19 protein-coding genes, 2 tRNA genes and 2 pseudogenes are annotated in these 21,724 nt (G+C 27.7%); 11 read left to right on the forward strand and 12 right to left on the reverse strand.

All coding sequences use genetic code 11. From position 1 onward, the window contains the following. From KQ44_RS14290 to KQ44_RS03880, 4 genes and pseudogenes are all read left to right on the forward strand, one after another. A partial coding sequence (locus KQ44_RS14290; protein ID WP_205676546.1) for a topoisomerase DNA-binding C4 zinc finger domain-containing protein occupies positions 1-390 on the forward strand: 390 nt, incomplete at its 5' end. A 110-nt stretch (positions 391-500) separates the two neighbouring features. Beyond that, on the forward strand, positions 501-2,006 hold the full coding sequence (locus KQ44_RS03870) for a TolC family protein (protein WP_096736315.1): 1,506 nt from the start codon (positions 501-503) through the stop codon (positions 2,004-2,006). 39 nt (positions 2,007-2,045) lie between these two features. Further along, positions 2,046-5,216 carry an efflux RND transporter permease subunit gene (locus KQ44_RS03875; protein WP_096736316.1) on the forward strand — a complete coding sequence of 1,057 codons (3,171 nt, stop codon included), beginning with the start codon at positions 2,046-2,048 and terminating at the stop codon, positions 5,214-5,216. A gap of 378 nt (positions 5,217-5,594) precedes the next feature. Further along, positions 5,595-7,354 (forward strand): annotated as a pseudogene (locus KQ44_RS03880) (hypothetical protein). A gap of 2 nt (positions 7,355-7,356) precedes the next feature. On the opposite strand, the gene KQ44_RS03885 reads toward KQ44_RS03880, so the two are convergent. The 3 genes from KQ44_RS03885 to KQ44_RS03895 all read right to left on the reverse strand — a co-directional run bounded on the left by KQ44_RS03885 (position 7,357) and on the right by KQ44_RS03895 (position 7,985). Next, positions 7,357-7,710 carry an ankyrin repeat domain-containing protein gene (locus KQ44_RS03885; RefSeq protein ID WP_013112613.1) on the reverse strand — a complete coding sequence of 118 codons (354 nt, stop codon included), beginning with the start codon at positions 7,708-7,710 and terminating at the stop codon, positions 7,357-7,359. Positions 7,711-7,808: 98 nt separating this feature from the next. After that, positions 7,809-7,882: transfer RNA gene (locus tag KQ44_RS03890), tRNA-Ala, on the reverse strand. A 29-nt stretch (positions 7,883-7,911) separates the two neighbouring features. Next, positions 7,912-7,985, reverse strand: a tRNA-Ile gene (locus KQ44_RS03895). A gap of 152 nt (positions 7,986-8,137) precedes the next feature. On the opposite strand from KQ44_RS03895, the gene KQ44_RS15370 reads away from it, so the two are divergent. The 3 genes from KQ44_RS15370 to KQ44_RS03905 are packed head-to-tail and all read left to right on the forward strand — an operon-like array spanning position 8,138 to position 9,977. Beyond that, positions 8,138-8,266, forward strand: coding sequence for a hypothetical protein (locus tag KQ44_RS15370; protein WP_276307028.1), 129 nt, complete (start codon positions 8,138-8,140; stop codon positions 8,264-8,266). Between the two features lie 53 nt (positions 8,267-8,319). Next, complete coding sequence (locus KQ44_RS03900; protein WP_240516664.1) at positions 8,320-9,444, forward strand: AI-2E family transporter; 1,125 nt, start codon at positions 8,320-8,322, stop codon at positions 9,442-9,444. Continuing rightward, a complete protein-coding gene (locus tag KQ44_RS03905; RefSeq protein WP_096736317.1) occupies positions 9,444-9,977 on the forward strand; it encodes an SRPBCC family protein in 534 nt (177 codons plus the stop codon). The genes KQ44_RS03900 and KQ44_RS03905 overlap by 1 nt, the downstream gene beginning before the upstream one ends. Here the strand turns inward: KQ44_RS03905 and KQ44_RS03910 are convergent, their stop codons facing one another. Beyond that, positions 9,978-10,310: a helix-turn-helix domain-containing protein gene (locus tag KQ44_RS03910; RefSeq protein WP_096736318.1), complete on the reverse strand. Its 333-nt coding sequence runs from the start codon at positions 10,308-10,310 to the stop codon at positions 9,978-9,980. A gap of 121 nt (positions 10,311-10,431) precedes the next feature. On the opposite strand from KQ44_RS03910, the gene KQ44_RS03915 reads away from it, so the two are divergent. Further along, the gene (locus KQ44_RS03915; protein ID WP_096736319.1) at positions 10,432-10,983 is read left to right on the forward strand and encodes a flavodoxin family protein; all 552 of its coding nucleotides are present in this window, start codon (positions 10,432-10,434) and stop codon (positions 10,981-10,983) included. A 67-nt stretch (positions 10,984-11,050) separates the two neighbouring features. Then, positions 11,051-12,007 carry a phosphatidylglycerol lysyltransferase domain-containing protein gene (locus KQ44_RS03920; RefSeq protein ID WP_096736320.1) on the forward strand — a complete coding sequence of 319 codons (957 nt, stop codon included), beginning with the start codon at positions 11,051-11,053 and terminating at the stop codon, positions 12,005-12,007. A 110-nt stretch (positions 12,008-12,117) separates the two neighbouring features. On the opposite strand, the gene KQ44_RS03925 is transcribed toward KQ44_RS03920, so the two are convergent. From KQ44_RS03925 to KQ44_RS03935, 3 genes are read right to left on the reverse strand one after another with little or no spacing between them, the layout of a single operon-like run. Beyond that, positions 12,118-13,494 (reverse strand): sodium ion-translocating decarboxylase subunit beta, encoded by a 1,377-nt coding sequence (locus KQ44_RS03925; RefSeq protein ID WP_096736321.1) that lies wholly within the window; start codon positions 13,492-13,494, stop codon positions 12,118-12,120. A gap of 31 nt (positions 13,495-13,525) precedes the next feature. After that, positions 13,526-15,334, reverse strand: coding sequence for a biotin/lipoyl-containing protein (locus KQ44_RS03930; RefSeq protein WP_096736322.1), 1,809 nt, complete (start codon positions 15,332-15,334; stop codon positions 13,526-13,528). A gap of 27 nt (positions 15,335-15,361) precedes the next feature. Then, a complete protein-coding gene (locus KQ44_RS03935; RefSeq protein WP_096736323.1) occupies positions 15,362-15,610 on the reverse strand; it encodes an OadG family protein in 249 nt (82 codons plus the stop codon). Positions 15,611-15,783: 173 nt separating this feature from the next. On the opposite strand from KQ44_RS03935, the gene murI reads away from it, so the two are divergent. Then, positions 15,784-16,611, forward strand: a complete 828-nt coding sequence (gene murI / locus KQ44_RS03940; RefSeq protein WP_096736324.1) for a glutamate racemase — start codon at positions 15,784-15,786, stop codon at positions 16,609-16,611. 1 nt (position 16,612) lies between these two features. On the opposite strand, the pseudogene KQ44_RS15550 reads toward murI, so the two are convergent. Both KQ44_RS15550 and KQ44_RS03950 read right to left on the reverse strand, forming a co-directional pair. Further along, positions 16,613-18,036 (reverse strand): annotated as a pseudogene (locus tag KQ44_RS15550) (VWA domain-containing protein). A 194-nt stretch (positions 18,037-18,230) separates the two neighbouring features. Then, positions 18,231-19,607, reverse strand: coding sequence for an AAA family ATPase (locus tag KQ44_RS03950; RefSeq protein WP_240516466.1), 1,377 nt, complete (start codon positions 19,605-19,607; stop codon positions 18,231-18,233). Positions 19,608-19,752: 145 nt separating this feature from the next. Here KQ44_RS03950 and KQ44_RS03955 point away from each other — a divergent pair, with 145 nt between their 5' ends. Beyond that, positions 19,753-20,364, forward strand: a complete 612-nt coding sequence (locus KQ44_RS03955) for an HAD-IA family hydrolase (protein ID WP_096736325.1) — start codon at positions 19,753-19,755, stop codon at positions 20,362-20,364. Positions 20,365-20,377: 13 nt separating this feature from the next. On the opposite strand, the gene KQ44_RS03960 is transcribed toward KQ44_RS03955, so the two are convergent. The 3 genes from KQ44_RS03960 to KQ44_RS03965 form a co-directional block, all read right to left on the reverse strand. Continuing rightward, complete coding sequence (locus tag KQ44_RS03960; protein ID WP_240516467.1) at positions 20,378-21,187, reverse strand: hypothetical protein; 810 nt, start codon at positions 21,185-21,187, stop codon at positions 20,378-20,380. After that, positions 21,162-21,305 (reverse strand): hypothetical protein, encoded by a 144-nt coding sequence (locus tag KQ44_RS14790; protein WP_240516468.1) that lies wholly within the window; start codon positions 21,303-21,305, stop codon positions 21,162-21,164. Before KQ44_RS14790 ends, KQ44_RS03960 begins: the two co-directional genes overlap by 26 nt. Before the next feature lie 253 nt (positions 21,306-21,558). Then, a complete protein-coding gene (locus KQ44_RS03965; protein WP_168171252.1) occupies positions 21,559-21,708 on the reverse strand; it encodes a hypothetical protein in 150 nt (49 codons plus the stop codon). Between the last annotated feature and the right edge of the window lie 16 nt (positions 21,709-21,724).

Raw genomic sequence — 21,724 nt, forward strand, 5'->3', positions numbered from 1 at the left:
CAAAATAAATCTCATATATTCCATTTAAAAAAAATATTAGAAAATAAGTATAATATAAATTCATTAATTGTATTTACTCAAAATAATACTGATACAATAAATATTAATAACGTTATAAATTTAATAGATTTAAAAACTTATCTTAATAATTTTAATGACGGCACTAATTATACTTCTGAAGATATGGATTATATTTATAATAAATTAATTTCAAGCAATAAAGATATTTCCAATGCAAAACATATAGAAAATATAAATAATACTAAAAAAGAAATAAGAAGCGGAATATGTCCAAGATGCAAAGGAAAATTAGTATTAAGAGAAGGAAAATACGGAGAGTTTTATGGATGCAGTAATTATCCGTATTGTAAATTCACTATAAAAAAATAATTAACAAAAATTAAAAAATGTAGTTTATCATACAATAGTAATTTTATTGTACTTGATAAAAAAGTCAAAAATAATAAAATGTATATAATATTTTTAATAGGTGTTAGAAAGTGTTGAGGAAATTGATATATATTATTATTTTAAACTCAGTTTTTTTTAATTTTTTTATTTTTGCACAAACTAATAACGATATAGTACTTCCATATACTCAATATATGGGGAGAATAAAAATCTTGATACCAGAAATGAAATTGACAGCTTCGCAGGAGAGCAATGCATATAATAATTTGACAAAAGCAAAAAGTTCAGGAGATGTAAAGTTTGATTTGCAGGCGGGGGCAATAGGAAAGCAGGCTCATTTTGATGAATACAGCTTTATACCGACATCAGACTTTTATTATAACGGCTTTAGAATAGGTGCAGGTTTCAGCGGACTTATACCCTACTCTGGAACTAGATGGTCTGTAGAGATTAAGCATGACAGTTTCTTCGGCGATTTTAAGACTGGAGATATTACACTTCCAGTTGATACTCCATTCGGTACAGTAAACGGTAAATTGCCAAACTTGGGTACAAATGATTTTAAATATTATTATCCAAGTATTAAAATACAAATAGCTCAGCCAATATTAAGAGACTTTTTCGGTAAGCTAGACAGATACCCAATTAAAGATGCCGAATATCAGCTTACTATAGCAAAACTAAAAAGAATGATAGATGACAACAGCGTGTTAACATCTTATCAGAAAATATATTATCAATGGATAATGGCTAGAAAATTAATAGCTTTATATGATGCTATGATTATAGAAGCAAAAAGCTTTGAAAATCAGGTTTATAAAAGATATTCAAGCGGAGTTATAGATAATGATTCCTATCAGAATGCAAGAAGACAAACTCTAAAATATATAGAAGCAAAAGATAAATCAGAGTTAATGCTTAAAAAAATTATAAGAAATATAAAGTTCTTCATACCAGAAGAAAATATTATACCAAACGAAGATGACTGGACTCAGACACTTGAAACTTCTATTAATGCCAAAGTGGATATAGTACCTTTTTTAGAAAGTGCTCAGGGACAAATGGCATATCAATTAAAACTAAGAAGCGAATATGCACTCTCTATAATGAAAAATAATGCATTGCCAGACTTGTCCATAGTAGGAAGCGTATCATTATCTAGTTTGGACGACAGCGGATATTTTAAATCTTTTTCTACTATGACAAATGTTGATTATTTTGTAGGGCTTATGTTTTCTTATCCTATAGGCGGACGAGATGCAAAAGCAAAAATGGAAGATGCTTATGCTGCTTTGAATGCTGTTACTGCTGACTTTGACAGAGTTAATAGGGATTTTGATGTACAGATAGGTACTTATTATGATGAGTTTGAAGCGTATAAAAAAATGCTTGAAAATAAAAAGCTAGAAATAAATGCAATAGTCTCAAGGATAAATACTCAAAATGCCAAATTCAGACAAGGTCGTCTTCCTATAGATGAAATAATAAATGCTAGGCTTGATTTGGCACAGGCAAGAGCTGAACTTCTTAATCTTGAATATATGATAATAAGCACCGTTATGGATTATAATTCACTGGTGCTTCTTAGTAATTAGGAATAATTAATTTTTATTTAAATAATTGGAAAATAATATATGAATAAAATTATAGAACTATTTGCAAAAAACAGATTATTAGTTAATGTAATCATATTAATAACTTTAGCAGTTGGAATATACTCTTATCTTAATATAAAAAAAGAGGCATTTCCATCTACAAACTTTGACGTTATGATAGTGCAGGTTATATACCCGGGTGCTTCTCCTGAAGATGTTGAACAATATGCTATGATACCAATAGAAGATGAGCTTCAGACTATAGCAGGTATTGATGAGTTTTATTCTATAATAATAGAAAATGCAGGAATACTTACTATAAGAATAGATATGAATCTTAAAGACTCAAGACCAGTAAAAGATGAAATATTTAGAAGACTTCAGAATGCTCCTAATGTATCAAAAGATGTTTCAGAAATCAAAATTTTTGAGGCTAATGCCAACAGAATGCCTATATACAATTTAGGTATAAGATTCAAAGAAGGACAGGAAGGAAGTGAAAAAGAGCTTTATGATATATCTAAAAGATTTGAAAAAGAATTAAAATATGTAGACGGGGTTGCAAATATTGAAGTATATGGAAGAACAGACCCAGAAATACAAATATTAGCAGACCCTTATAAATTAAGAGAATACTACACTTCATTAACAGAAATCATACAGGCATTATCTTTAAGAAATATACGCTCTACAAGCGGAGGTATGAAGCCCTCAGAAAGTGATGATTTGGAAGATAAAAATAAACTTCTTGTTACTACAGGACAATTTCAAGACCCTTTATCTATTACAAATGTTATAGTGCGTTCTATATTTAACGGACAGCCTGTAAGGATAGGTGATATTGCAAGAGTTGAAGAATTATTCGTTGATAAAAGTGTATATATGAGAGTTAATAGTAAGCATGGATACTCTATAAACATAATAAAAAAAGAAGATGCTGATATATTAAAAACTATTGATAATGTTAATCAATATTTTGAAAAAAATAAATCTACTATTCCAAGCAATATAGAAATAGTTCCTATGGCTGATAATTCTAGAACTATTACAGACTTGCTTAATGCAGTGTCTTCAAATATTATAACTGGTTTTATCATCATATTTATAATACTTATTATATTTCTAGATTTTAAGAGTGCAATATTTACTTCGCTTGGTATGCTTATAGTTATATCTGTTTCTCTTATTTATATGACATACTCTGGAATTACTTTTAATATAATATCTCTAGGAGGTATAATAACTGTACTTGGTATGATAGTGGACAATTCCATAGTAGTTTCAGAAAATATTTTTAACTATCATCAAAGAGGTATAAAAGGTCTTGAAGCTACAAAAAATGCTGTAGGAGAAGTATTTATGCCTATGCTTGTTTCTACCCTCACAACAGTTGCATCATTTGCTCCAATAATATTTGTTACTGGTACTATGGGAAGGCTTATAAATCAGTATCCTAGGGTTGTTATTGTTGCGTTATTAGTAAGTATTTTTCAGGCTGTTTTGCTTCTTCCAAATAACTTAATCACTAAAGAAGAACTTACTGGAGAACATAAAAGAAAAAGATTTAATTTTAAAAATCCGCTTGATTTTGATAAGGATAAATTATTTGATAAATTAAAAATACCATTTGTTAAGTTTTTAAGATTTACATTAAAGTTTAGATATATTGTTCTTATATTTTTTATAGTTACACTTTTTATCACTCTTTTAATAGCCAAGTCAATATTTGCAAAGTTTACTTTAGTTTATGATACAAGTGCTGATGTTATAGTTGTTAATATTGATACAGGTGTTGGAAGTTCTATATACAAAACAGAAAAATATCTTCAGAAAGTTGAAAATATTATTTATGAAACAATAAATACTAATGATATAATAGCAGTTTATAGCTTACTTGGAAAGCAATTAGATAAAAATACTGTAGAAATATCGGAAGAGATGGACAATATTGCAGGCACTATGATATATTTAGTTCCTGCAAATAATAGAGAAAAAATAGCTTATGATATAGCAGATGATTTAAATAAAGCTATAGAAAAAAGCGGAATAAAAGATGAATTAGAACTTATTACAGTTAATACCAAACTTCCAATAAACCCCGGTAAAGCAGTTGATATAAAAATAATAGGTAATGATACTGCTATGGTTAAAGAAGTAAAGGATAAAATGAAAGAACATCTTTTGAGTTTGGACGGTGTAGTTAATTATGATGATGATGATAAAATAGGACAGGAAGAATTGAGAGTAATATTCGATTATGACAGAATGTCTGAACTCGGAGTTAATGTAGCTTATGCAGCAAGAGAATTAAGAGCGGCTTATTCTGGAATAGTAGCAACTTCAATACAGGAGTTTGAAAATAAATTGGACTTTAGAGTACGTTTAGATAAAAAATATACTTATGATACTAATGTACTTAATAATCTTTTAATACCAAATACCTATTACAGACTTATACAATTAAAAGATATAGCAGATATACAAATTACAAATAATCAGTCAAGCATAAGACACTATAATGGGAAAAAATCCATTACTATGACTGCAGATATCGAACAAGGAAAAAATACTGCCATACAAGTAACTTATGCAATGCAGGATTATTTTAATTCTATAGCTAAAGATTATCCAAATATAAGTGTGGAGTTTGCAGGAGAGGTAAAAGAAACAAGAGGCTCTATAATAGGTATAGCTTGGGGATACTTAATTGCCATAATAGCTATATATGTAATACTTCTGCTTCAGTTTAATAAATTTGTTCAGCCTTTTATGATACTTGGTATAATACCTTTTGGAATAATCGGAGTTATACTAGGATTTGCAGCTCATAGAATGCCTATGTCATTTGTAGGTGCTGTAGGTATAGTAGGACTTGCAGGTGTTGTTGTAAACAATGGTATTATAATGGTTGAATTGATAAACAGAATACTTGAAAAAGGAAATATACATAATAAACAAGATGTATTAAATGCTATTGTAGAAGGTACAGGAGACAGATTCAGAGCAATATTTCTCACAACTGTAACTACAATATTCGGACTTCTTCCAACTGTTTATGGTATAGGAGGACGTGCCGATTTGATAGTGCCTATGGTTATGTCTATGGCTTACGGGCTTTTATTTGCAGCACTTTTGACATTGATACTGCTTCCTTCTCTATTTATGATATCTGCAGATTTGAAGCTTATAAAAATAAATTATCAGAAATAATTTTATATATTATTTTTTATATATACTGTAACAATTTTATTTTGTCAATTGATGCACATTATATATAATTATCAACTTTTTTGTGAGACAAAAAAGTTTTAAAAAATGCAATTGATAGAACTTTATATTTTAAATGTATGGTAATGCCTGAAATTTAGGCTAAAAATTCACTCTTTTTGGTTCTTTGTGTCAACAAAAGAACTGTGGTGCTGTGTAGCACACAGCGTGGTGGGCAAAGCCATGCAATATTTTAAATTAAAAAAAATTATTTTTTGACAAATTATAGTCGTTTAGGTATATATTTTTTAATAAAAAATATTTTGCAATTTTAATTTACTCTAGTATAATCTTTATATAAATAAAATCATGAGTTGTTTTATGTTAAAAGATATACCTAAATATATAAAATATCGAATTGACAGAATGCTTAATAAGGGGTTATTTTATCAATTACTTCTTTTGGTATTTGCAATAATAATACTGCTTTTAATAGTATCTATATTTATAATAGTATTTTTTAATTATCCTCCTAAAGATGCATTTTGGGACAGTTTGATGCAGTTTATAGATACTGGAAACATATCTTCTGTAGATGGCAGTACAGGTATTGTATTAACATTTCTTATGGTAACTTTTATAGGAGTATGCGGCTGGGGCTCTCTCATAGCTATGATTAATAAAGCACTTCAGGATAGAATTAATAATTTAAGTAAAGGCAATGCTTTTATTATGGAAAAAAATCATGCCATTATATTAGGATACAGTGAAGAGGCTTTAACTATAGTAGAAGAGTTTATTATGGCTAAAGTAAAAACTATAATTATACTATCCGAACACAATGTTGATATAATAAGAAAAAGAATATCATTTATAAAAGGAAGTAAACAAACTAATATAATAATAAGAGAGGGAACAGCAAGCAGAATAGAAAATATTAAACTTCTTAATATAGCAAAATCTTCAAGTATATCAATAATAAATAATGATGATACAGAGTCATTAAATATACTTTTAGCTTTAAAAAAGATAGTTGAAGAAGAAGAACTTGATAAAAAAATAAATATATGTGTATTAGTTCATGAAGAGGATACTATTGAAATAATAAAATCTATTGAAGAGAAAAATTTTGTTATACATGTAATTTATAAATATGAGATATTGTACAAACTCATAGCTCAAAGCATAATTTATACTGGACTTAGCAATGTTTATGAAGATTTGTTTTCTAATGACGGAAATGTATTTTATATAGAAACAGATCATGATTTTAATGACTGCAAATTTGAAGATGCGGCTTTAAAATATCTTGAAAGAGGTATGATACTTCTAGGTATAACAAAAGAAGATAGAAGTCAGTTATTAATACCTAGTTACGATCATTTATTAAAAAAAGAAAATAGACTTGTAATACTTTCAAGAAACAATAATGATGACAATATAAAAGAATATCCTGATATAAAACCAAATATTGTAAAATATAAAAATAATATATTATTAATATGTGAAGAAAACAGATACGATGAAATAATAAAAGAGATTTCTGAATATATGGAAAATCATAATACGAGTATGATTAGTTACAACTCTATAAAATCTCAAAAAAATAAATATAAGTTTATGCGTGAAAAGCTAAAAGAAGAAAATACTACAAAAATAGTTTTAATATCAGAAGATAATGTTACTGATGTAAAAAGCATTAATATACTTTTAATCATAAGACAGATTATAAGAAAAGAGAATCTAAATATAGCAATACTTTCTTTATTAAACTCTATACAGAAAAGAAATTTAATATATTCTGATGATGTAAGAGATTTTATAGTAAGCGGTAAATTAATAGGTATGCTTATGGCTCAGGCTTCTATTAGTTCAAATATATTGTATATTTTCTATGGGCTTTTAAGTAAAAATGGAAAAGATATAATAATGTCCCCCTACTCAGATTATTTTAATGAATCAAAAAGTTTTAAGGATGTTTATTTATACCTGATTAGAAAAAAGTTGTTATAATTGGGGTAAAAAGATACAATGATGTTATTATAAATCCGAACAACGATTGTATGCTAGACAATAAAGATGAAATAATCATTATTACAAACTATGTACTTGAAGAAGAAAATGAAGAGTTAATTTTTTAAAACTAAATATTTTGCCCCATTAACTTAATTATATCAGTGTAATTTTTTTGCTTAGCATAAAATAATGCATCATTACCATGCTTATTTACTATAGACTTATCAGCATTTGCTTTAATTAATAACTCTACAACTTTTACATGCCCTTCCATACATGCCAATATAAGAGCTGTATTTCCTACATCATCTTGTATATTAACATTAATATTTTTAGCAATAATTTTTTCTATGACATCTTCATCGCCGAATATAGCAGCATCTAAAAAAGTTTCTTCATCTTGAGTTAGAGAATAAAGTTTATTATATGGTATTAATAAAATAGAGATTATAATTAATGGTATTAGTATAATATTTTTCATTATAAATACCTCCTGTAATTTAGGTGATAAAAAATAGTTAATAAAATAAAAACTATTCTTAAATAGAAAAGATATTTAAGAATAGTTTTACAAAGATGTGGAGGTTATGGGGATCGAACCCACGACCTACTGCGTGCAAGGCAGTCGCTCTCCCAAACTGAGCTAAACCCCCGTATATGTATTATAAAGAACCTGAGCGTGTGGGCCTGGGAGGAATTGAACCACCGACCTTTCGATTATCAGTCGAACGCTCTAGCCATCTGAGCTACAGGCCCTTTTAAATCATCAACGATATGGATTGAATTATAGCATAATTAAAAAAAATAGCAAGCCTTTTTTTAAAAAATAATAATATTTTTTTAAAATATGTTGTAAAAAAACTTATTCTACTATAATATATAGAAAATAAAAATACAGAAATAATTTTATGAATAACAACTTTTTTGATAAAGATAAAAATAATAATTCATTAACTCATAATAAAATACTAGTAAATGGCGGAGAGATATTATTAGTTTTGATAATATCTAGTGCTTTTTTTATTTTTGCTATTTAATTAGAGAAATTATAAACCCTATTATACTATTTATTATTTTAATAGCAGCATTAATCCCATTTTGGAGATATATATGGGCTAAAACTTCAATATTTTTAATATTATGTCTTTTTACTTTATGGGTAATTAGAGAAGCTGGTTATTTAGTAGCTCCTTTTATATGGGGAATATTTATTGCATATATGTTTGATCCTCTTATAACAAAAATGCAGACAAAAATTCCTAGAATAGCAGCTGTTCTTTTTATTTTTATTCCTCTTATTATAATTGCTGTAATATTTTTTGTATTTATTCTGCCTAGAACTATAGAAGAAATGGAAGTAATATCAAAAAGCCTTCCTCAATATGTGGATAAAATATATAATTCTATTTCATCGTTATTAATTTCTATATCAGATAAATTGAATAGGTCCATAGGAAAAAGTTTTGATATTGATATGGCAATAGATGCAGCTTCTATAAAAGATTTTCTATTTGGAAGTGATGGAATATTTACTCTAATATATAAAAAAATGATAGATTTTAGATTTCAGAATATTTCAAGTTTAACTACAATATTTAGTGTAATATTTTCATATTTTGTAATACTTCCTTTTGTAACTTTTTATTTGATGCTTGATTTTCAAAATATCAAATCCAAAATTATAAAAATAATACCTATGAGGTGGCAGACTTCTATAAACGAAATAATAAAAAAATCAAATTCTATTATTAATGGTTATGTAAGAGGAATGACAATACTTGCTCTATCATTTTTTATAATAAGCTATATACTTTTATCTGTAACCAATACAAAATACGCTTTTATTTTAGCTTTATTAAGAGGACTTCTTAACTACATACCTTTTATAGGACCGTTTGCTGCATTTATAACTGCACTATTAGCAGGTATTATTACAGAAAATATATGGTGGCATGGAGCATTAAAAATGTGCATAATATTCGGTTTTGTGCAGATACTAGATTCTGGATTAATGGCTCCTAAAATACTTGGAAAATCAGTTAAAATACACCCTATAGCTGTAATGTTCAGTACTATTATAGGCGGAGTATTATTCGGATTTTTAGGAATATTATTTTCTGTACCATTCTGTGGAATTGTTTTATTAGTGGTTCAGAACTTTTTTAATAAATACTATAATTCAAAATTTTATACTTTAACTAAAAGAGGAAAATAATGTTATTATACTTAATACCAATATTTATAATATTGCCGCTTATATTAATGGCGATTATGATATTTCTTCCAACTTTTATAGGAAAAAGAATACCGCCTTCTTTCTCAAAAGAAAAAACTCAGGTATTTGATATACCCAAAAATGAATTATATCATCTTCTTATAGACTATGAAAATTATCCTGCTTGGCTTAAATATATATCTATAGTGCGTGTTGAAAAATTAGAAGGCAATAAACTAAAAATAATGCAGACATATTCAAATAGAAGAACATATCAGGAATTAATAGAAGTAAGAAGAATAGAAAACAGCGAAATATCTATAGTAAAAACTGAAAATGAATTTACAGCTTTATGGACTTATATACTGGAAGACGCTGAAAATGGCGGAACTAGAATGACTATAAAAGAAACATTATATGTATACCACCCATATTTAAGATTTATGCTAAAATATGTTCTTATAGATGAAAATGGTAAAAACGACTTTTTTAGAAGAGTAAGAAACTTTATCAATAAAAATAAAAACAGTTAATTACTTTCTATTTTTTTCTCCCCAGATACATATAGCATCTAGTATTGGTATTAAAGATTTTCCTCTTTTTGAAAGACTATACTCTACTTTAGGAGGTATTTGAGGATATTCCTTTCTAGTTACTAAATCGTCTTTTTCTAACTCTTTTAAAGTTAAACTCAGTGTCTTATGTGATATTCCAGATATTATTCTTTTTAATTCATTATATCTTACAACTTTTAATTCTGATAATATATATAATATTATCATTTTATACTTACCAGATATTAATGACATAGTATATGCAAAACCTGTATCTTCCATATATTTTTCTTTTAGACTCTCTTTTTTCATGAAATTATCCTTTTACTTTACTTATAGTTAGTATATAACATTTTTGTTAGTACTTGATTATACTAATATATAATACTATAATAATAATATCAATAACAATTTATAGTAAAAGGAGTCAAAAATGAAAAAAATACTAATATTAAATGGAAGTCCAAGAGCAAACGGTAATACTAAAGCATTAATAGAAGAGTTTACTAAAGGAGCAAAACTAAATGGAAATGATATAATAAAATTCGATTTAGATAAAATGAATATACATGGCTGTAAAGGCTGTTTAAAAGGCGGAAAAGATAAAGAAAGTCCTTGCACACAAAAAGATGACATGCTAAAAATATATCCTCACTATAAAGAAGCTGATATATTAGTACTAGCTTCACCTATGTATTATTGGGCTTTTAGTGCCCAGCTAAAAACAGCAATAGACAGATTATTTGCAGTTACAGAAATAGACAGTAACTATAAAACACCGTACAAAGAATGCATTATGCTTATGGCAGCAGAAGGAAATGATGAAAATAATTCAGCACCTGTAATAGAATACTATAAATATCTTTTAAATTATCTAGGCTGGAAAGATTTAGGATATTTAATAGCAGGAGGAGTATTTAATATAGGAGATATTAAAGGAAAGGAAGAATTAAATAAAGCATTTGAAATAGGTAAATTGGTATGACAGCATTTACATTAATCCATTTTAATATATAATATATAGTCAATAAAATTAAAAAAGGATAAAATATATGCTTAATTTTGAGCCTATTAGTTTAGATAAACAAGAACTTTATCATAAATATTTTTCTATAACACCAGAGCAGTCAGCAGATTATACATTTATGAATCTTCTAGGACTTAAAGATATATATATGCTTGAGTGGGCATTTACAGAAAAGCTAGTTTGGATAAGACAGAAATCACCTTATATTACTTACTGGGCACCTGTAGGAGATTGGTTTAATACCGATTTCTGCAATGATATGGGACCTTGCGAAATATCAGGAGAAGCTGTTATAAGAATACCAAAAGAGCTTGCTTTATTTTGGGAGAAAACTACTAAAATAAAAGTGAAAGAAAGCAGAGATGAATGGGAATATTTATACGATTTTAATGATCTAGTTACACTTCCCGGGAAAAAATTTCATAATAAAAAGAATCTGTATAATCAATTTATAAAAAATGATTTTGAGTACAAACCTATAGATAAAACCATTGTAAAAGATATACTCGATTTTGAATCCAAATGGGAAGAAGAAGAAAAAAAAAATAATGATGCATCTCAAAACAATGCTGAAGAATGCGAAGCTTTTGACAGTAATAAATTGTTATCTCATGAAGTAAGAGCAGAAGCTGATACAATAATGATAAGAACTTTGCTTGATAATTGGGATACTATAAATAATATAGCAGGCGGTGCAATATATATTGATAAAAAAGTAGCGGCATATACAATAGCTGATTTGAGTATGAGAGATACAATAGTAGTTCATTCTGAAAGAGGAGACAGGAATTATAAAGGTACTTATCAGGCTATAAACAGAATGTTTTTAGAAAATTTAAAAAATTATGTAAGCGATTATGAAAGATTTAAATTCGTTAATAGAGAGCAGGACGTAGGAGATTTGGGACTTAGAAAAGCAAAATTATCATATAATCCAGTAGGTTATGTGGAGAAATATAAAGGTTTTTGTGCAGAGTTTTAATGAACTCTATAAAACTAACTGCAACTTCTTTCATACAAAATAATTAAAATAAAAAAGGTGCAAATCTCATTTTGAAGATTTACACCTTTAATTTTTTTAATACTTAAATATTAACCAAGTATAGCCAAAAGTACTCCAGCAGCAACTGCAGAACCAATTACACCAGAAACGTTTGGTCCCATAGCGTGCATAAGTAAGAAGTTATGAGGATTAGCCTCTTGTCCTACTTTATTAGCAACTCTGGCAGCCATAGGAACAGCAGATACACCAGCAGCACCAATAAGAGGATTAATTTTATCTTTGCTGAATAAATTCATTAATTTAGCAAGAAGTACTCCTCCTGCAGTACCCATAGAGAATGCTACTAAACCTAGTACTAATATACCAAGAGTTTCAAAACGTAAGAACTTATCAGCAGCTAATTTACTTCCAACTGATAAACCTAGCATAATTGTAACAATATTTATTAATTCATTCTGAGCAGTTTTGGAAAGTCTTTCAGTAACACCAGATTCTTTAAGCAAATTACCAAACATAACAGCACCAATAAGCGGAGCAGCATCAGGTAAAAGTAAAGCTACAAGTATTATAACGCTAAGAGGGAAAATAATTTTTTCTCTTTTGCTTACTGGGCGTAACTGTTTCATTTCAATTTTTCTTTCTTTTTCAGTAGTAAGCCATTTCATAATAGGAGGCTGAATAATAGGAACCAAAGCCATATAAGAATAAGCAGCAACAGCAATAGCACCCAATAAAGAAGGCGAAAGTCTTGAAGCTGTAAATATAGCAGTAGGACCGTCAGCACCTCCTATAATACCTATAGAAGCAGCATCTTTTAAAGTAAAAGAAATAACAGGTACATAAGTTGATAATATCATAGCCCCAAGTAAAGTACCAAATATACCTATTTGAGCAGCAGCACCTAATAATGCAGTTTTAGGGTTAGCAATGAGAGGTCCGAAATCTGTCATAGCACCAACACCTATAAATATGAATAATGGGAACAATCCAGATTCAATACCAAAAGTATATATTTGACCTAAAAAACCACCGCTGCTTAAAGTTACTGGTATTCCATTCATAACTTCAACTACAGGAAGTGCTGCAATATTAGCAATAGGAATATTAGCTAAAATACCACCCATACCTATAGGAATAAGAAGTAATGGCTCAAAACCTTTAGCTATAGCAAGATAAACTAAAACTAATCCTACACAAATCATTATAAGATTCTGCCATAGAGGAACAGATTTTACTTTAATATCATTTAATTTAGTTTGATATTTTTCTTGTTTGCTGCTTTCAGCTTTTGCCTGAGCTTCTGCTATTTCCTGTTCGCTTCTAGGGAAAAGACCTCCAAAAGCAGTATTTCTAGCCAAAGAAATAAGCGAATCTTTTATATTAAGAGGTTTTTGAGTACTTTCCTGAGCAAGCACCATTGATGCTGTCATAAAGACAAGTGCAAATACTAAAAATATTTTTCTCATTATTTTTATCTCCTTACAACAAGCATCATCATTAGCCTACAATAGCCAATTCCTGACCAGCAACTACAGCGTCTCCTGGTTTAACTTTAACTTCTTTAACAACACCATTAGCAGAAGATTTTATTTCTACTTCCATTTTCATAGCTTCTACTATTAATACTGTAGAACCATCTTGAACTTGTGTTCCAACTGGAGCTACTATTTTTAATACAGTACCAGGTAAACCAGCTGTAACTGGAGTAGCAGAATTTGAAGAAGCAGGAGCAGCAGCCTGAGAAGAACCAGTAGCTATACCATCTTTAATAGTATAGTCATAACTTATTCCGTCAACTATAGCTTTTCCATTTTCTATTTTGATTCCATAGCTTGAACCGCCTACAGTAACTGTAACTTCATTGCTTGTAGTTTGAGGAGCACTAGAAGAAGCAGCATTAGGAGCATTTTTTCTAATACCAAGTTTAGCCTCGCCTTTAAGGAACTGTATACCTTTTTCTTTACAAGCAGCAGCTATAAATATATTTTCATCTGAAAGATCTGTTATACCAGCGTCTTTTAAAGCCTGTTCAGCAGCTTTTCTTCCTTTTTTAGGATTTTTATCATCTATATCCATAGCAAGTTCAGTTGTAGGCTGTAAACCTAATTGTTCGCTTGCTATTTTTACTATTTCTGGGTCTGGAGTAGAAGGGGTTTTACCAAAATAGCCTAATACCATTTTACCGTATCCGTCAGCTATTTTTTTCCAATTGCCCTGCATTACATTATTAAATGCTTGTTGGAAATAGAATTGAGATACTGGAGTTACAGAAGTACCAAAACCACCTTTTTTTACAACTTCAGTCATAGCTTTTATAACTTCTGGGAATCTATTCATTACATTAATATCTCTCATCATCTGAGTATTAGCAGTTAAAGCCCCGCCCGGCATTGGAGCAAATGGAATCATAGGTTCTACTGTTCTGCTTTCTGGCGGTAAGAAATAATCTTTCATACAGTCTTTAAATACTTCTTCAGCTTCTCTAATTTTATCTATATCAATATTTAATTCATATTCAGTTCCTCTTAAAGCATGCCACATAACTATTAAGTCTGTCTGACAAGTACCGCCTGATACTGGGGCAGCTGAAAGGTCTATACAATCAGCACCTGCATCTAAAGCAGCTCTATACTGAACAGCACCTATACCAGCAGTTTCATGGCTGTGAACTTGTATATGCATATCAGAACCTAAAAGTTTTCTAGCTTCTTTAACTGTATCATAAACAACTTGAGGAGTTGAAGTACCTGAAGCATCTTTAAAACATACTGAATCAAATTCAACATTATCTTTAATTTGTTTTAATACTTTTGCATAAAAAGCAGCATCATGTGCACCTTCGCATCCTGGAGGCAAAGCCATCATACTAACGCATACTTGGTGTTTTAATCCAGCCTCTTTAATACATTTACCGCTGAAAATAAGATTATTAACATCGTTTAATGCGTCAAAGTTTCTAATAGTTGTAACACCATGTTTTTTGAATAATTGTGCATGCATTTTTATCATTTCTCTAGGCTGAGATTCCAAACCAACTACGTTTACACCTCTTGCCAATGTTTGTAAATTAACGTCTGGACCTACTGTTTTTCTAAAAGTATCCATTACATCAAAAGCATTTTCCTGATTGTAGAAGAAAGCACTTTGGAAAGTTGCACCGCCGCCTGATTCAAAATATGTAACACCTGCTTTAACAAAAGCCTCTACTGCAGGCATAAAATCCTTAGATAATACTCTAGCACCATAAACAGATTGAAAACCATCTCTGAATGCTGTTAGCATAAATTTTACTTCTTTTTTAGCCATTCTTATATCTCCTTAAAAAACTCACTATTACTTAGATTTATTACTGTGAACATGTGCCAAAGCTATAGCTATAGCAACCATTTTATCATTATTTACCGTTTGAACTGGTGCGGGAGAAGATGAAGAATCCTCTTGAGGCGGAGGCATTAATTTATCCACCTGAGCTACAACAGCACTAACTAATTTCATAACGAAAACTAATATAATCAAAAACAATACAACAACGCCCATACCTATGACCATTATTTGTAGAGCTTCCATGATACTACTGTTCATCAAAAATACTCCTATTACTGTAAATTTTTAATAATTCATTATACACTATCTCTTACTTATATACAAGTGTATTTATTACAAAATATAGCTTTTATTTCACAATATCATTGACTTTATAGAAATACTTTATATAATAACTGATATTTATTTAGTTAACTTAATAGGGTAAAATTATGAACATATATTCATCTATCTCGAATATGCCTATAGCTGTTTTTGATTCGGGATTCGGGGGATTAACAGTATTGAAACAATTATTACAGATACTGCCCAATGAAAATTATATATATTTGGGTGATAATGTTAATATACCATATGGGGATAAGTCAGAAGAAGAAATTATTAATCTTACATCAAAAATGGTAGAATTTTTAATAAGCAAAAAATGCAAGATAATTATAATAGCATGCAATACTATATCAGCATGTGCCTATGATATATTAAAACAAAAATATAATATACCTATTATAGAAGTAATATCAAATGGTATAGCTGATGCCTTAAATAAAACAAAAAATAATAATATATCGGTAATGGCTACAGAGTTTACAGTTCATTCTAATGTGTATAAAAATAAAATAAATAAACATAATAAAGAAAGCAAAATTACTCAAATAGCTTGTAAAGAATTATGTCCTATGATAGAAAATGATTGGTACAGCTATGATAATAGATTGGATGTATTAAAAAAATATTTAAAAAATATAGATGAAAAATCAGATACTTTAATACTTGCCTGCACTCATTATCCGCATATAATTGATGATATAAAAAAAACTTTAGAATATAATATTAAAAACTCTATACAAAATATTATAGACCCTGCTTATCATACTTCTATGTCAGTAAAAAAATACTTAGAAAAAAATAATTTAATAAATAAAGGTAAAACTAATGATATTACAATATATACAACCGCATCAGTAGAAAAAGAAGAAAAGATTATAAATATATTTATACCTAAAGATAAAAAATATAAATTAGAACAAATAAAATTATAAATTAATAAATCTCTTTTATGCCGCTGTCAATATCAAATATCCAATGCCTATTAAATACTTTTTTATAAGAATAGCCAAATGGAAACTTACCAATAGATACAGCAAAATACTTGTTTCCATTATTTCTTTGCTTTGAACATATTTTAACTAAATTGTCTGGCATATCCTCCATAATAAAATCGGATAATACCAATACATCAGCATTTTTGAAAGAAGACGTATTCATTACTCTGTTTGCCTCATAAAGTGCTTTGTATATATCAGAGCCGCCATAATAACTTAGTTTTAAAAACTTTAGCAAATCTTCAATACCATTATTTTTAGTAAATCTGCAAGTATATATTTCTGTGCTGAAGTTTATAAGATATGCATTTCTATTTTCTGATAAAGCCTGCATTACCATTTTGAACATTATAGCTTTGGCAATGTATTCGCTAGTTCCTTTCATAGAGCCGCTCGTATCTATGCATATAATCATATCGCCTTTGCCTTCTTTATATCCTGCTTTAACAATGTCAAAATCATTTTCATTAAATACATACGCACTCTTATCAAAACACATAAGCCTATTTTCTATATATTTAAGCTTAAATAATTTTTCACTATCTTCATCGCATAAAAGTGAAAGCTCTTCTGGAACTACATTTTCTATATCTTTAGCAAAATATATACCTACTATCTCCTCTTTAGAACTTATCTTTTTATTGGTATAACTATAAGTATTTTTAAACTCTATATTTTTTAAAGCCTTTTCAATATCAACTCTCTTTCCAATACTGTCGCATATAGTTTCTATTTCTTTTTTATATTCATTAATAAACTCAACCCATCTCTTTAATAAAGATATATCATTTTCTTCAAGCTCCCCTACCCTAAAATCCCATAATACTCCTGTTTTAATCCTTAATATATTTGACATGTATCTTAATTTTTTAATCAAACTAATCCAAGATTCTATATCTGAAATAAATTTATCCCTTCTTTCTTTAACTGTATGAACAAGCCATTCATTATTTTTTTTATTATAAGTTTTCTGCCATGAAGATAAAATATTATTTTTTATAATGTTTAAATTATCAGAATTATGTATTTTATCTTTCCAAAAATCTATACTGCTATCATCTGATATAACACTAAAGCTATTTAAATCATTTATAATATCTTCTTTTGTAGTTTTTATATTTTTATTTTTTAAGCTTTTAATTTTTTTAATGATATTTCTAATTCCGTTTTGTTTTCATCATAAGGATTATTTTCATTAGTAAAAGTATTTAAATCTTTTTTCCATTTTGTTATTTTTATTTCAAGTTCTTCTTCAAGTCTTTTTTCATTAATATTTTCAAAAGAGCCGTAAAAAACTCCTCTTGCCATACTTTCTGTTTTTTTTATTTCATTTCTATATGAATCATTATTAAATTGTTTCATGACTTTCTATTTCGCTTTTTATCCTTTGAGCGTCTAATTTTTCGCTTTCAAGATTATCTATATAAGAATTAAATATATCATCAAAAATATTAAATTTTTCTTCTGAAATAAATATGCTTTTAGTATTTTTTCTATTTGCATTATAATCATTCTTTAAGTTTATAATTATATTTTCAATACTTGATATTAATGAATTAAGAAGTTTGATATATGAAGATTTTTTTCTTTTTCCTGTTTTTTATATCCGATTTTTTCATATAAAAGTCTGGTTCAAACTCTTCTAAAAACTCATAATTTTTTGATAATTTATTTGATACAAAACCATTTACTGAAGTAGCAGAATTTATTTCTACAATGCATTTATCTGTACCATTAAAACTGCATCTGAATTTTTTTGTCTGATTTCTTGATAAATCTAAAGGATAAAAATAACCTTTTTTGCCTAACTGCTTTATTGGTATATATATTATAGTCTCACCTTTATTACCATATTCATCCATATTGATATTTAATGTCTTTGCAATATACGGTTTATCATCAATATTTTCTATATCATAAGTTTTTTCTAATTCATAAAACTCATTATCTATATTTTGCTGAACTCTCTTAAAACTATCTCTCCATTCATTAATATGCTCATTATTAAAACTATATGACTCTCTCACAGCTTTTTCAACTATACTTTCTACAACTTCAATATGCTCTTCCAAACTCCATAAACAATTCTCTATTAAAAAAGCCTCGTAAATATCTGCTTCATATTTATCATTTAAGTACGCTGCTGTTTTCAACAAGTATGATATATGCTGCCATCTTCTGTCCGATACATATATAGAAATATCTCTGTTATCTTCATTAAATTTTTCTATAGAAAGTTTAATTCTGTGAATTATATCAATAACTATTTTTGAGAGTTTTATATTATTAACTTCTTCTCTTATTTTTACCCATTCATCTGATGATATTTTAATCTCTTCATCAATTTGTATATATGAATTAATTTGAGTATTTTGAAGTATCTTTTCAAAATTATCCTTATTTTTCATAGGTCTTACCATCAAACGCATGATAAATCTGTCATACAATGCTTCAAGCCCCTGACCTTCTGGCGGTGTTTCATTGCTTGCAGAAATCAATGCCTTTAATGGTACTTTTATCTCTTTATATCCGTTTTTAAAAACTCTTTCATTTATTATAGTTAGAAGCGTATTAAGTATTGCAGGAGTACTTTTCCAAATCTCATCTAAAAATGCAAAATCACAGTCTGGAAGATATCCTTCTATCTTTCTAATATATCTGTCATTTTTTAACTCTTCTAGGCTAATAGGTCCGAATATATCCTCTGGAGTGCTGAACCTTTGCATCAAATATCCGAAGTATTTCGATTCTTTAAAAGCTGATGATACTCTTTTTGCTATAAAACTTTTAGCTGTACCAGGAGGACCATATAAAAATACTGGCTTTCCTGCTACAGCACTTAAAAATGTTAATGCAACTATTTCTTCTCTTTCATAAAGACCTTCTGAAAGCAGACTAATAATTTTTTCAATTCTTAATTTGGTATTTTTCATATATATGTTTCTCTCTTAATACTCAATACTTTTTAGTATGGATGTAGAACTTATTATAGCATTTTTATTATAAATTGGAATTCTTTATTTTATGTTTATATGGTATAATTAATTTAAATGATATAAACAAAAATTAGGAATAAAAATGATAAGCTATGACAATATGAAATTATTGATATTTGATATGGACGGTACTTTAATAGATAGTGCCAATTTACATTACTACTCATACAGCAACACCTTTAAAGAATACGGTATAGAATTAGACAAAGATTATTACTACAATAAATGTTTTGGCTTACATTATAAAACATTCACAAATAATATATTAAAATTAAACAATAAACTTACAGATGATAATAATAAAAATAATGAACTCATAGAAAAAATACATAATAGAAAAGAAGATATATACTTACAAAATTTGAATATGGTTAATATCCACCCTCTGATTTTGGAAATATTAATTGACAGTAAAAAAAAATCTAAATATACAGCATTAGCAACAACTTCTTCTCCAAAAGGAGTTTATGCTATATTAAAAGAATTCAATCTTGAAAAATTATTTGATTTAGTACTAACAGGAAATGATATACAAAATAAAAAGCCTCACCCAGAAATATTTTTTAAATGCATTGAGTATTTCAATGTAAAAGAAAAAGAAAGCATTATATTTGAAGACAGCGAAGTAGGACTTGAAGCTGCCAATCAAACTAATGCTTGGGTTATAAAAGTAGAAAAGTGGTCAAAGATTTAAGTTATAATATTTTTTATCTTTTAAAAAATTTACTAAAAAACATACTTATAAAGCCATTAGCCCAGCTAAATATACCAATCTTTATTGATATGATTAGATACTCAAAGAAATTCATTTTTTTATCAGATGAAAACTCTATATTCATATTATCATCATCTAAATTTTTTTCAAAGTAGCCATGATGAAAATTAAATTTATGATAGCCCGTGCCATCAAAACCAAAATTATTTGTAAAAGATTTTTTTGAAGGCCAAACACATAACTTTTTATTTTTATACATTGTAAATGAATAATAAATATCCCATAAATTATTTTGAACATAAAAATTATCCTTAACAGATTTCTTTATAGCAAGTAAATGAAACCAAGAAAAAACTCCTCCTAATATTTTATGCTTAATACTTTTATTATACCAAGAAGTATCGCATGTATTCCAATTTATATTATTCCATTTACTCTTCCAAGTACCCCAACCCCAGCTATGAAAAGCGTATGTAAATATAACATCATGTTTATGATTTTTAGTAGCATTTTTATGTGAGAATGCTGTTATAGCCATAACATATTCATCATCTTTATAATAATTCAAAGCATTATTCATAAACTCAAGAAAATATTTATTTGTTTCAATATCATCTTCCAAACCTATAAAATATTCATGATTTTCAAATATTGTGTTTACAGCATTAACAGTAGAATATTTTATACCTAAATTTTTTTGAGCTTCATATATATAAACATTTTTAAAACCATATTTTATAGTTTTTAAATATTCTCTAAGCTCATAAACAGATGCTTCATCTTCTTTTTTTACTAGGTGCATCTGAAAATATATATAAATCAGTATCTGAAGCCAAAGTATTTTTCTTTAAAGCTTCAATAACTCTTTTTGTATGTTCTATTCTATTATAAACTACTAAGCCTACAGGTGCTAAATACATAAAAACTCCTTTAATCTTATAATTATGAAAAATATTTAAAATATTTGTATCAAAGGAATATTCATCAAATTATATATTTGCTTAAAAAAGTTATTATTTTTTATTTTCAAAGTAAACTGAAAAAAATATTAATTTATTTTTTATAATCAAATAATTAATTGAAAGCAGAAATTGATTGTTTAATAAAATCTTTATTAAAATAAAATCTTGCAATGACAATAGAGATTTTTTATTATAAAAAATAGAATATATTTTATAATATATTATTGAGTTTTGAGTTTTGAGTTTTGAGTTTTGAGTTTTGAGTTTTGAGTTTTGAGTTTTGAGTTTTGAGTTTTGAGTTTTGAGTTTTGAGTTTTGAGTTTTGAGTTTTGAGTTTTGAGTTTTGAGTTTTGATATTCATAATAGATAACATTATA

This window comes from Brachyspira sp. G79 (assembly GCF_002379365.1).
Lineage (GTDB): Bacteria > Spirochaetota > Brachyspiria > Brachyspirales > Brachyspiraceae > Brachyspira.